Genomic DNA, 12762 nt, shown 5'->3' on the forward strand with positions numbered 1-12762 from the left:
CCTCTCGGCTAGACTTTCACCCGATTGCAATGTGGGGCCAGAGCACAAATCCGGGCAAGTTCGGGGTCAGAGCACAATCTCGTCGATCGCGTGCATGCAATAGCGCGCCGTAGAGGGCCGATCGCCGGCCGTTCAGCGACGTCGACCTGGATTCGATGCCCCAATCGCGCCGCCAATCTGCTCTGACCCCGAATTTTGGCTATGTATCCAAGGCATTGGCAGTGGTTGAGGAAATTGCCAAAAATCGGGCTCTGACCCCGGTTTGTGGGAGCACAAAGGTTTGCTGCTCGTCCAAAAATGAAAATGCCTGTCGCAGATTGAAAAGAACTGTAGGTGTGCCCTTTCTATAATGGGGCGCTCGGTGCGGCTGCTGGAGTCGCGCGGTCCCTTTAATTTAGGATGAGGAAAACGTCATGAATGCCAAACTCGACTCGGGTGTCACCACGCGGCCTGTCACACGCCAGACTTACGACGAAGTGCTGGTGCCGACCTATGCGCCGGCCGCGATGATCCCGGTGCGAGGCGCTGGCCTGGACGTGTGGGACCAGGAAGGCAAGCACTACCTCGATTTCACCTCCGGCATCGCCGTCTCCAGCCTGGGCCACTGCAACCCGGTGCTGGTCGATGCCATGACGCGCCAGATCAACACCGTCTGGCACCTCGGCAACGGCTACACCAACGAGCCGGTGCTGCGCCTGGGCGCGGCGCTGACCGAGGCCACCTTCGCCGACCGCGCATTCTTCTGCAACTCGGGCGCGGAAGCCAACGAGGCCGCCCTGAAACTGGCGCGCAAGTACGCGCACGAGAAGTTCGGTCCGCACAAATCGCGCATCGTGTCGTGCTACGCCTCGTTCCACGGCCGCACCCTGTTCACGGTGTCGGTCGGCGGCCAGTCGAAGTACACCGAAGGCTTCGAGCCGCTGCCGCCGCAGATCAACCACATCAACTACAACGACATCGCCTCGGCGCGCGCCGCCATCGGCGACGACGTCGCCGCCGTGATCGTCGAGCCGATCCAGGGCGAGGGCGGCGTGATCCCGGGCGACATCGACTTCCTGAAAACGCTGCGCGAGCTGTGCGACCAGACCGGCGCGCTGCTGGTGTTCGACGAAGTGCAGTCGGGCGTGGGCCGCACCGGCGCGCTGTACGACTACATGAACGTCGGCATCACCCCGGACATCCTGACCTCGGCCAAGGCGCTCGGCAACGGCTACCCGATCGGCGCCATGCTGACCACCGAGGCGATCGCCCAGCACCTGAACGTCGGCTCGCACGGCACCACCTACGGCGGCAACCCGCTGGCCACCACCGTGGCGCTGAACGTGATCGAGCAGATCAACCAGCCGGCCTTTCTGGCGCGCGTGCGCGACGCCAGCGCCAGGGTGTTCGCCAAGCTCGAGCAGCTGGCCGCCGACTACCCGGCGCTGTTCGCCAAGCCGCGCGGCAAGGGCCTGCTGATCGGCCTGCCGATGGCGCTTGAGCAGAAGGGCCGCGCCAAGGACTACACCAAGGTCGCCGAAAAGCTCGGCCTGATGCTACTGATCGCCGGCCCGGACGTGGTGCGCCTGGCACCGGCGCTGATCGTCTCCGACGCCCAGATCGACGAAGCCGACCGCATCATGCGCGCCGCGGCCGACCAGTTCAGCGCAGGCTGATCCCGGTGCGGGCGGCGCTGCGCCGGCTGCCGATCGGGCCGGCGCCGCGCCCGCGGGGGCAGGGCGGCGGCAATTGCCGCGGTATTCCCCGGCGCGCGCAGGCGCCCGTTCCCGGCGGCGTGCAGCCCGCGCGATCGCAGTCCCTGCGCGCGACCGGTTCGCCGCAAGCGGATCGCCGGGGCGCCGCCGGCGCCTTGCCGGCCGCCCGCCGGCAGCCATCTTTTTGGGAGTCTCCATGTATGTAGTCCGTCCGGTCGAACCTGCGGATATCGGCCCCCTCGAGAGCCTGCTCGCGGCGTCCACGCCCGGCGTGCACACGCTGCCGCGCACCCGTGAAAAGATCGCCGCGCTGGTCGAGCGCTCGGTCGCCTCGTTCGCGGCCCACGTCGACATTCCCAGCGAAGAAACCTACCTGTTCGTGCTGGAGGAAGCCGCCGGCGGCGAACTGGCAGGCACCGCCGCCATCCACGCCTCGGCCGGCTCCAACGGCACCTATTTCGCGTTCCGCAACGACGTGATCCAGCAAGTCTCGCGCGACCTGAACATCAGCCACAGCGTGCATGCGCTGACGCTGTGCTCGGAACTCACCGCCTACTCGCAGCTGTCCGGCTTCAGCATCCGCCGGCGTGCCGGCGCCGGCTTGGAGGCGGCCCTGCTGTCGCGCGCGCGCCTGCTGTACGCGGTGCTGGCGCCGCACCGCTTCGGCGACCGCTTCTTCGTGCCGCTGGCCGGCGTCACCGACGAAGAGGGGCAATCGCCGTTCTGGGATGCGCTCGGCCGCAAGTTCTTCAAGATGGATTTCCTGGATGCCGAGCGCACCATCGGCGGCGCCCGCAACCGCACCCTGATCGTCGAGCTGATGCCGCACTACCCGGTGTACGTGCCGCTGCTGCCCGGCCCGGCGCAGGCGGCGATGGGGCAGATCCACCCGAACGGCCAGCTCGCCTTCGACCTGCTCACGGCCGAAGGCTTCGAAGCCGACGAATACATCGACATCTTCGACGGCGGCCCGATCCTGCAGGCGCACCGCAACGGCCTGCGCTCGTTCACCGGCTCGATGGTGCGGCGCGTGGCGGCGCAGGACCAGCCGGCCTGCACGCCCGAGGCGCTGGTGCACTACGCCGTCGCCGCCGGCGAGCGCAATTTCCGTGCGGTGGTGGCGGCATGCGCACCCATCGACAGCGGCGAGTCGATCTGCCTGCCGGCCTGGGCGCGCCAGGCGCTGGGCGTGGCGTCCGGCGACTCCGTCATCTGCGTCCGCATCTAATGGAAGAGGAATCCATGCTCGTCATCCGCGCAATCACCCTCGATGACATCGATCCGCTGATCGAGATGGCACGCCAGGTCGGCAGCGGCATGACCACGCTGAAGCCGGACCGCGCCATGCTGGGCGAACGGGTGCGCATCGCGGTCGGCTCGTTCGGCCAGACCGTCGCACCCGAAGAACGCGACTACATGTTCGTGATGGAAGACACCGCCGACGGCCGCCTGGCCGGCGTGTGCGCCATCAAGGCCGCGGTCGGCCTGGCCGAGCCCTTTTATAACTACCGCATCGGCACGCTGGTGCATTCCAGCCGCGAGCTGAACGTGTTTACACGGATGGACACGCTGTACCTGTCCAACGATCTCACCGGATCGACCGAACTGTGTTCGCTGTTCCTGCGCCCCGAGTACCGCGCCGGCGCCAACGGCAAGTGGCTGTCGAAAAGCCGTTTCCTGTTCATCGCCCAGTTCCAGCACCTGTTCACCGAAAAGATCATCGCCGAGATGCGCGGCTACCAGCTCGACGACGGCACCTCGCCGTTCTACGAGGGTCTCGGCCGCCATTTCTTCAAGATGGACTTCAACCACGTCGACGGCCTGACCGCGGTCGGCAAGAAATCCTTCATCGCCGAACTGATGCCGCGCCAGCCGCTGTACGTGGCCTACCTGCCGGACGACGCCCAGCAGGTGATCGGCCAGGTGCATACCTCGACCCTGCCGGCGAGGAAGCTGCTGGAGCAGGAAGGCATGCACTACGAGGGCTATGTCGACATCTTCGACGCCGGCCCGGTGCTGCAGGGCCGCGTGGGCGAACTGCGCGCGGTGCGCGACAGCGTGCCGACCGTGGCGCAAGAGGGCCAGCCGGAGGGGGAATGCGACATCACGCTGGTTTCGAACACGCGCCTGGACGATTTCCGGATGATCCTGACGCAGGCGTGCAACGGGGGCGCCCATGTGGCGCTGTCGGCGCGCGAACTGCAACTGCTGCATTGCCAGGCCGGCGACCCGGTGCGCACGCTGGCGCTCAACGTGAGGAAACCCATCAATGGCTAACGTTTCGAACTATATCGGCGGCGCATGGCTGCCCGGCGGCGGCGAGGAACTCGCCACCGTCGACCCGTCCACCGGCCGCCAGACCTGGACCAGCAAGGCCTCCACGGTGGACGATGTGGCGCGCGCGGTGGCGGCGGCGCGCGCCGCCTTCGACGACTGGTCCTTATCTGCGCTGGACGAGCGCATCGCCGTCTGCCGGCGCTTCCGCGACCTGCTCAAGGAGCGCGCCGAGGACCTGGCCGCGATCATCGCCGAGGAAGTCGGCAAACCGCTGTGGGAAGCGCGCACGGAGGTGACGACCATGGCCAACAAGGTCGACATCTCGGTGCAGTCGCACGCGGCGCGCACCGGAGAACACAGCGCAACCGTCGCCGACGGCAGCGCCGTGCTGCGCCACCGTCCGCACGGCGTGTTCGCGGTGTTCGGCCCGTACAACTTCCCGGGCCACCTGCCCAACGGCCACATCGTGCCGGCCCTCATCGCCGGCAACACGCTGGTGTTCAAGCCGAGCGAATACGCGCCGCGCACCGCGGTGCTGACCGTGCAGCTGTGGGAACAGGCCGGCTTGCCGCAGGGCGTGCTGAACCTGGTCAACGGCGGACGCGATACCGGCATCGCGCTGGGCCGGGCCGACGTCGACGGCCTGCTGTTCACCGGCAGCAGCCAGACCGGCGCCGCCCTGCACAAGCAGTTCGGCGGCCAGCCGGGCAAGATGCTGGCGCTGGAAATGGGCGGCAACAACCCGCTGGTGGTATGGGACATCGAAGCCGACAAGATCGACGCCGCCGTGCACCACACGGTGATGTCGGCCTTCGTCTCGGCCGGCCAGCGCTGCACCTGCGCGCGCCGCCTGATCGTGCAGGATACCCCGGCCGGCCAGGCTTTCATCCAGCGCCTGGTGGCCGTGGCCGGCAAGCTGGCGCTGGGGCCGTCGAACGCCGAGCCGCAGCCCTTCATGGGGCCGGTGGTGTCGAGCGCCGTGGCCGCGCGCCTGGTGCAGGCCCAGCAGATGATGGAAGAACAGGGCGGCACCGTGCTGCTGCGCATGCGCCAGCCGGACCCCGATGCCGGCTTCGTCACGGCCGGCATCGTCGACGTCACCGCTGCGGCCGGGATTCCCGACGAGGAGTGGTTCGGTCCGCTGCTCCAGGTGATTCGTGTAAACGATTTCGACGCCGCCATCAAGGTTGCCAACGCCACCGCGTTCGGCCTGGCCGCCGCGCTGCTGTCGCCGCACGAGGCGCTGTGGAAGCGCTTCGCGGTGACAGCGCGCGCGGGGGTGCTGAACTGGAACCGTCCCACCACCGGCGCCGCCAGCTCGGCGCCCTTCGGCGGCGTCGGCAAGTCCGGCAACCACCGCCCCAGTGCGTATTACGCGGCCGATTACTGCGCCTATCCGGTGGCCTCGATCGAAACGTCCGAACTGGAACTGCCGGCCAAGCTGTCGCCGGGACTGCATTTTTGAATTATGTACACTGCCCGTGAATTCAACTTCGATGGCCTGGTCGGGCCGTCGCACAACTACGCCGGCCTGTCGTTCGGCAACGTCGCTTCCTTCAGCAACGTGAAAAGCGCGTCGAACCCGCGCCAGGCCGCGCTGCAGGGCCTGGCCAAGATGCGCGAACTGGCCGCGCGCGGCTTCGCCCAGGGTTTGTTGCCGCCGCAGGCGCGCCCCAATTTCCGCCTGCTGCGCAAGCTCGGTTTCAGCGGCACCGACGCCGACGTGCTGGCCCGGGCCTGGCGCGAGGCGCCGGTGATCCTGGCCTGCGCCTGGTCGGCGTCGCCGATGTGGACCGCCAACGCCGCCACCGTCAGCCCCTCGGCCGACACCGCGGACGGCCGCGTGCACTTCACCGCCGCCAACCTGAACAACAAGCTGCACCGCGCCGACGAACACGTGCAGGCCACGCGCACGCTGCGCGCGCTGTTCGCCCATTCCGAGCGCTTCGTGGTGCACGATCCGCTGCCCTCGACGCCCGCCTTCGGCGACGAGGGCGCGGCCAACCACACGCGCTTCGCCCAAGCCTACGGCGCCGCCGGCGTCGAGTTCTTCGTGTACGGCCGCGTCGAGTTCGACCCATCGGCGCCAGCCCCGAAAAAATACCCGGCGCGCCAGACCCTGGAAGCCTCGCAGGCGATCGCGCGCCTGCACGGGCTCGACCCGGCGCGCACCGTGTTCGCGGCGCAGAACCCGGACCTGATCGACCAGGGCGTGTTCCACAACGACGTGATCGCGGTCGGCAACGGCAACGTGCTGTTCTACCACGAAGAGGCGTTCTTCGACGAAGCCGCCACGCTGGACGCGCTGCGGCGCGCCCTGGCGAGCGTCGGCACGGAACTGCGCGCCGTGCGCGTACCCGCCAGCGCGGTGCCGGTGGCGGACGCCGTGGCCAGCTACCTGTTCAACAGCCAGTTGCTGTCGAAGGCGGACGGCGGCATGGCGCTGGTGGTGCCGCACGAATGCCGCGAGAACCCGGCGGTGGCGAGCTACCTGGCGCAGCTGGTGAACAGCGGCGGGCCGATCGACGAGCTGGCCGAATTCGACCTGCGCCAGAGCATGCGCAACGGCGGCGGCCCGGCCTGCCTGCGCCTGCGCGTCAGCCTGACCGACGACGAGGCGCGCGCCATGCACCAGGGCGTGATCATGACGGAAGACCTGTACGCACGCCTGGCGCCCTGGGTCGAGAGGCACTACCGCGACCGCATCGAGCCGAAGGACCTGGCCGACCCGCAGCTGGCGCGCGAGTGCGCGGGGGCGCTGGAAGAACTGGAGCGCATCCTCGGCCTGCCGGGCTTGTACGACCTGACGTGAGAAGGCTTGCCGTGCACGGTGCGCGGCGTGATTTAATGACGGCTTCCCGGGGAGACGGGGAAGCGCGAGATCTGGACGGGACACCCCCGTCCGTATAAAGCGGGGAACGCGCAACCACGAGTTGCAGCGGTCCCGGCGAACACAACCAAGCTTTGGAGAAGCACATGAACAAGGACATGCCTCAAGACCTGCGTACCCGTACGCTGGCCCTGGTCACCGAACACAATCAGAACCAGCCGGCCGGCGGCGCCGACCCGGTGGGCGCGCTGATCAGCGCCTGGCTCGGCGCCCTGGATGACGAAGACCTGGCCGGCGTGGCGCCGCAAAGCCTGGCGAGCGTCCTGCGCGAGGGCTTCGCCGCGGTGGCCCAGCGCAGCGGCCCGGGCTGCCGCATCGCGCGCATGCGCTACGCCGACGGCAGCCGCGGCATGTCGACCGCGCTGCTGATCGCCAACGAGGACATGCCTTACCTGGTCGATTCCTTCGTGATGGCGCTGCGCCGCCAGCGCGTGGTCGCTGCCGGCGTGATGAACGCCGTGCTGCCGGTGCGCCGCGACGCGCAGGGCACTGTCGCCGCCGTCGGCGAAGCCGGCGCGCCGCTCGAATCCTACGTGCTGTGCCTGCTGGCCGAAGACCTGCCGCAGGACGAACTGGACGCGCTGGTCGGCAACCTGCAGATGGTGGCGCGCGACGCCGCCGTGGTGCACCGCGACGCCGTCGCCATGCGCGACCGCATGACCGCCGTCGCCGCCGATGCGGCGGCGCAGGGTGCGGGCGCGAACAATGCCAACGGCCAGGAAGTGGCCGCCTTCCTCGACTGGGCCAAGAACGAAGGCTTCGAGCCGTTCGGCTATGCCTATTACTTCGTCAAGCCGGGCGTACGCGAACTGGAACGCGACGTCGCCAGCCGCATCGGCGTGCTGCAGGACACCGCGCACCCGGTCTACGGCACCTGCCTGGCCAACATCCCGGGCGATTTCGAGATCCTGAATCCGCGCGAAGAGACGCTGTCGATCGTCAAGGCCGACGTGGCCGGCACCCTGCACCGCGACCAGCCGCTCGACTTCATCGGCGTGCGCGCCAGCGACGCCCAGGGCAATACCATCGGCGAGCACTGCTTCGTCGGCCTGTTCACCCGCGCCGCCACCTCGACGCCGCTGGCGCGCCTGCCGTTCGCGCGCGGGCGCGTGGCCAAGGTGCTCGGCATCGCCGGCGTGCGCCAGGAAGGCTTCCGCGCCGAAAAGTTCATCGAGATCCTGGAATCGCTGCCGCGCACCGAGGCGCTGGAAGCCGATCCGGAATGGCTGGCGCAGGTGTGCAGCGCGGTCGTGTCCCTGTACAAGCAGCCGCGCGCAAAAGTGTTCGCGCGCCGCGACGTCTACGGCCGCCACCTGAACGTGCTGGTCTACCTGCCGCGCGAGCGCTACAGCGCCGCCGTCGGCGCCGCGCTGGCGCAAGCCCTGAAGGAAAGCTCGGGCGCCAGCGACGTGCGCTCGCAGACCCTGGTGGCCGACGGCCCGCTGGCGCGCGTCTACCTGATCGCCCAGGCCGCGCGCAACCCGCTCGACCTGGAAACCGACATCCAGCAGCCGCTGCTGGGCGTGCTGGACGGCTGGCACGACCGCTACATCGCCCTCAGCGATGCGGTCGAGGACGTCCCGGCGCGCAACATGCTGCGCAAGTTGCTGCCGACGCTGCCGGTGAACTACGTGACCGCCACCGCGCCCGAAGTCGCCTTCCGCGACGTGCGCGCGCTGCTCGGCAACGGCACCCCGCAGCACGTGTCGGTGCGCGTCGAGCAGGAAGCCGGCGTGCCGTCGGTGCGCCTGTACTCGACCGGCAGCGTGCCTTCGCTGTCGCGCATCCTGCCGGCGCTGCAGAATGCCGGCATCGCGATCGACCGCGAGCAAGCCTTCGCCATCACCGGCGCCGACGGCACCCGCCACTTCGTGACCAGCCTGTTCGTCGACGCCGACTCGGCCGCGAAGCTGGCCAAACCCGGCATCGGGCCGGTCGCCGAGGAACTGTTTGGCGCGCTGTTCAACGACGAGGCCGAGGATGGCCGCCTGAACGGCCTCACCATCGAAGGCGGCCTGTCGCTGCGCGAGGTGCAGCTGGTGCGCGCCTACATCAGTTACTGGCGCCAGGCCGGCAGCAAGTTCTCGACCCGCTACATGGCCGAGACACTGCGCGTGCGCGCCGGCCTGGTCAAGGAACTGGTCGACGGTTTCCGCCTACGCTTCGATCCGGCGCTGCCCGCCGAGGAACGCGACGCCGGCGCCGCGCGCCTGGCCGCGCTGAAGGCCGGCCTGGCGCAGGTGAACCACGCCGACACCGAGGAAATCATGGCCGCGCTGGTCGACCTGGTGATGGCGACCGTGCGCACCAACTACTTCCAGAACGGTGGAGAAAAGATCATCTTCAAGTTCGACACCAGCAACCTGGCGCTGGTGCCGGAACCGCGTCCGTTCCGCGAGATCTACGTGTTCTCGCGCCGCTTCGAGGGCGTGCACCTGCGCGGCGGCCCGGTGGCGCGCGGCGGACTGCGCTGGTCGGACCGCATGGAAGACTACCGCACCGAGGTGCTGGGCCTGGTGAAGGCGCAGATGGTCAAGAACGCCGTGATCGTGCCGGCCGGCTCCAAGGGCGGCTTCGTCTGCAAGCAGATGCCGAAGGAAGCCGCACGCGACGTGGTGGCGGCCGAGGGCGAAGCGGTCTACCGCCTGTTCATCGCGAGCCTGCTGGAAGTGACCGACAACCGCGTGCGCGGCGAGATCGTGCCGCCCGCCGACACGGTGCGCTACGACCAGGACGACCCGTACCTGGTGGTGGCGGCCGACAAGGGCACCGCGACCTTCTCCGACATCGCCAACGGCATCGCCGTCTCGCGCGGCTTCTGGCTGGGCGACGCCTTCGCTTCCGGCGGCTCGAACGGCTACGACCACAAGAAGATGGGCATCACGGCCAAGGGCGCGTTCGAGGCGGTCAAGCGCCACTTCTACGAGATGGGCCACGACATGAACACCACGCCGGTGACCATGGTCGGCGTGGGCGACATGTCGGGCGACGTGTTCGGCAATGGCGTGCTGCTGTCGCGTCAATTGAAAGTGCTGGCGGCGTTCGACCACCGCCACATCTTCCTGGACCCGACGCCGGACGTGGTGGTCTCGTTCAAGGAGCGCCAGCGCATGTTCGCGCTGCCGCGCTCTTCGTGGGAAGACTACGACAAGAACCTGATCTCGGAAGGCGGCGGCGTGTACCCGCGCAGCAGCCGCCACATCGCCCTGTCGCCGCAGGTGCGCGCCGCGCTCGACATCGAGGAAACCACCCTCACGCCGGAAGAGCTGATGCACCGCATCCTGCTGGCGCCGGTCGACCTGTTCTATAACGGCGGCATCGGCACCTACATCAAGGCCTCGACCGAGAGCCACGCGCAGGTCAAGGACCGCGCCAACGACAACATCCGCGTCGACGGCAACGCGCTGCGCGTCAAGGTCGTGGCCGAGGGCGGCAACCTGGGCGCGACCCAGGCCGGCCGCATCGAGTTCGCACTGGCGGGCGGGCGCATCTTCACCGATGCGATCGACAACTCGGCCGGCGTGGATTGCTCCGACCACGAAGTCAACGTCAAGATCTGGCTGGACACCGAAGTCAACGCCGGCCAGCTGTCGGAAGCCGATCGCAACCGCGTGCTGAACGAGATGACCGGCGACATCGAACAGCTGGTCCTGCGCGACAACACGCTGCAGACCCACCTGCTGGTGCGCGAGGCGCAGGCCCAGTCGACCGCCGCGGTGGTGGACGGCTACGCCGCCCTGATCGCCAGCCTGGAAAGCGAAGGCGCGGTATCGCGCGAGCTGGAGCAGCTGCCGAGCGAGACCGAGCTGCAGCGCCGCAAGGCGCTCGGCCAGGGATTGACCACGCCGGAACTGGCGGTGGTGGTGGCCAACGTCAAGAACCGCTTCAAGCGCATCCTGGCCGCGCTGCCGCTGACGGAACAAGCGTGGGCCGAGACCATCCTGCGCCCGTACTTCCCGGCGCAGCTGGTCGCCACCCGCGAGCCGCTGGCGCACCCGCTGGCCAACGCCATCCTGGCGACCGTGCTGGCCAACGAATCGGTCAACCGCTGCGGTCCGCTGATGCTGCGCGACCTGGCCCAGGAACACCACATCGACGATGCCAAAGTGGTCGAGGCATGGGGCCAGGCCTGGACCGCGCTGCACCTGGCGCCGGTGTTCGAGGCGCTGGACGAGGAAGCGTTGAGCGTGCCGCGCGACGTGTCGCAGGCGGTCGATGCGCGCACCCGCGTGATGCTGCGCACCGTGATCGAGGGCGTGCTGTCGCTGCCGGCCGAGCAGGCCGGCGCCGGCGGCATGACGGAACTGTCCAGCCTGTTCGCCCAGCCCGAGCAGTTGCGCCAGCTGATGCCGGCCAAGTCGGATGCCGACAGCCACGCCGGCCTGCCGTCTTCCTTCGCGCAAGCCTGGAAGGCGGTCGACACGGTCGAATCGCTGGCGGCGTTCCTGTTCGCGGCGGTGTCGGTGCAGCGTCCGCAAGGCATGTCGCTGGGCGAGTTCTTGCGCGCCGGCATGCTGCTGCGCGGGGCCGCCGGCATCGACACGCTGGAGCGCGGCCTGAGCCTGCCGGCCACGAGCAAGTCGCAGGAGCAGTTGCGCAACTACGCGCTGCAGGCGCTGCGCCGTACCCAGCAGCGCCTGCTGATGCAGGTGCTGGAACGGAGCAAGCAGGGCGGCGACCTGCAGGGCGCGGTGACGGAACTGACCGCGGCGATGGGTTTGAGCGGTTACGCCCAGCCGACCGACCTCGAGCAGGCCATGCTCGACGTCTGGGCATTGTCGGAAGGTTCCAACCCGGAACGCCTGGCGGCGGTGGCCTGAGCCATGACGGCGGCTTCCTTCACGGCGCTGCCGGAAGCGGTCCGGGCCCTGGCCCGGGCCGACTTCGGCCAGGTGGCGGCGCGCTTCCGTGACGCCGGTTGCACGGTCGGGCTGCCTGCCGGCGGCATCCTGACCGTCAAGCGCGGCCCGGATGCCGTCGCGGCGCCGTCGAGCGCCGCCCGGCCGGCCGTGCTGCTGTCGGTCGGCGTGCACGGCGACGAGACCGGGCCGATCGAGATGGTGGCGCATGCCATCGAAGCCGTTTCACGCGCGCCGCAGGCGTTGGCGGTGGACTTGATGCTGTGCGTCGGCAACGTCGATGCGATCGCCGCCGGCAAGCGCTTCATCGACGCCGACCTGAACCGCATGTTCCGCGACGCGCGCGGCGACCTGGCCGGCACCTTCGAGGCCGGCCGCGCCGACGCCATCATCGCCGCCACGCGCGACTTCTTCGACGGCGCGGGGCCGCAGCGCTGGCACCTCGACCTGCACACGGCGATCCGCGCCTCGCGCTATCCCAAGTTCGCGATCGTGCCGCAACTGATCGCGGACGATGCGCGCCAGTCCCTGATCGGCTGGCTCGGCCGGGCCGGCATCGAGGCGGTGATCATGAATCCGGCCTCGGCCGGCACCTACAGCTATTGGAGTGCCGAACGCCACGGCGCCGCCGCCAGCACGGTGGAGCTGGGGCGGGTCGGCACGCTGGGGCAGAACGATTTGTCGCAGTTCGCCGCCGCGGCGGCTGCGCTGGACGGGTTGTTGCGCGGCGCGGCGTCGGCGGATACCGGGGCGGCGGGGCAGGGGAGCTTGCAATATCCTAGGCCGCTGGTGTTCGACACGGCGCAGTCGATCACCAAGCTGTCGGACGCGTTCCGCATGAGCTTCGGGCGCGAGACCGAGAACTTCACGCCGCTCAAGAAGGGTGAAGTCATCGCCACCGATGGCGACACCGTCTACACCGTGCAGCACGACGAGGAATTCGTCGTGTTCCCGAATCCGGACGTGCGCGTCGGGTTGCGCGCGGGGATCATGGTGGTGCGGATCGGCTGAAGACGACCGCTTCTACCCTACGCGCCGACTG

Annotated in this window: 7 protein-coding genes; all 7 read left to right on the forward strand. The window is 69.0% G+C overall.

The window, feature by feature from the left end:
- Nucleotides 1-413: 413 nt before the first annotated feature.
- The 7 genes from HH212_RS09970 to HH212_RS10000 all read left to right on the forward strand — a co-directional run bounded on the left by HH212_RS09970 (nt 414) and on the right by HH212_RS10000 (nt 12731).
- On the forward strand, nt 414-1655 hold the full coding sequence (locus HH212_RS09970; RefSeq protein ID WP_170202340.1) for an acetylornithine/succinyldiaminopimelate transaminase: 1242 nt from the start codon (nt 414-416) through the stop codon (nt 1653-1655).
- A gap of 235 nt (nt 1656-1890) precedes the next feature.
- Nucleotides 1891-2922: an arginine N-succinyltransferase gene (locus HH212_RS09975; protein WP_170202341.1), complete on the forward strand. Its 1032-nt coding sequence runs from the start codon at nt 1891-1893 to the stop codon at nt 2920-2922.
- 14 nt (nt 2923-2936) lie between these two features.
- The gene (gene astA / locus HH212_RS09980; protein WP_170202342.1) at nt 2937-3971 is read left to right on the forward strand and encodes an arginine N-succinyltransferase; all 1035 of its coding nucleotides are present in this window, start codon (nt 2937-2939) and stop codon (nt 3969-3971) included.
- On the forward strand, nt 3964-5436 hold the full coding sequence (astD, locus tag HH212_RS09985) for a succinylglutamate-semialdehyde dehydrogenase (protein WP_170202343.1): 1473 nt from the start codon (nt 3964-3966) through the stop codon (nt 5434-5436). The genes astA and astD overlap by 8 nt, the downstream gene beginning before the upstream one ends.
- A gap of 3 nt (nt 5437-5439) precedes the next feature.
- On the forward strand, nt 5440-6783 hold the full coding sequence (gene astB, locus HH212_RS09990; RefSeq protein WP_170202344.1) for an N-succinylarginine dihydrolase: 1344 nt from the start codon (nt 5440-5442) through the stop codon (nt 6781-6783).
- 164 nt (nt 6784-6947) lie between these two features.
- Complete coding sequence (locus tag HH212_RS09995; protein ID WP_170202345.1) at nt 6948-11681, forward strand: NAD-glutamate dehydrogenase domain-containing protein; 4734 nt, start codon at nt 6948-6950, stop codon at nt 11679-11681.
- 3 nt (nt 11682-11684) lie between these two features.
- Nucleotides 11685-12731, forward strand: a complete 1047-nt coding sequence (locus tag HH212_RS10000) for a succinylglutamate desuccinylase (RefSeq protein WP_170202346.1) — start codon at nt 11685-11687, stop codon at nt 12729-12731.
- The last annotated feature ends 31 nt before the right edge of the window (nt 12732-12762 follow it).

It is taken from the genome of Massilia forsythiae (assembly GCF_012849555.1).
Classification (GTDB): Bacteria; Pseudomonadota; Gammaproteobacteria; order Burkholderiales; family Burkholderiaceae_D; genus Telluria; species Telluria forsythiae.

What these genes read in the sequence shown, in the direction of transcription:
- HH212_RS09970 (WP_170202340.1), top strand. Translation starts at nt 414, where the DNA reads ATGAATGCCAAACTCGACTCGGGTGTCACCACGCGGCCTGTCACACGC.
- HH212_RS09975 (WP_170202341.1), top strand. Translation starts at nt 1,891, where the DNA reads ATGTATGTAGTCCGTCCGGTCGAACCTGCGGATATCGGCCCCCTCGAG.
- astA (WP_170202342.1), top strand. Translation starts at nt 2,937, where the DNA reads ATGCTCGTCATCCGCGCAATCACCCTCGATGACATCGATCCGCTGATC.
- astD (WP_170202343.1), top strand. Translation starts at nt 3,964, where the DNA reads ATGGCTAACGTTTCGAACTATATCGGCGGCGCATGGCTGCCCGGCGGC.
- astB (WP_170202344.1), top strand. Translation starts at nt 5,440, where the DNA reads ATGTACACTGCCCGTGAATTCAACTTCGATGGCCTGGTCGGGCCGTCG.
- HH212_RS09995 (WP_170202345.1), top strand. Translation starts at nt 6,948, where the DNA reads ATGAACAAGGACATGCCTCAAGACCTGCGTACCCGTACGCTGGCCCTG.
- HH212_RS10000 (WP_170202346.1), top strand. Translation starts at nt 11,685, where the DNA reads ATGACGGCGGCTTCCTTCACGGCGCTGCCGGAAGCGGTCCGGGCCCTG.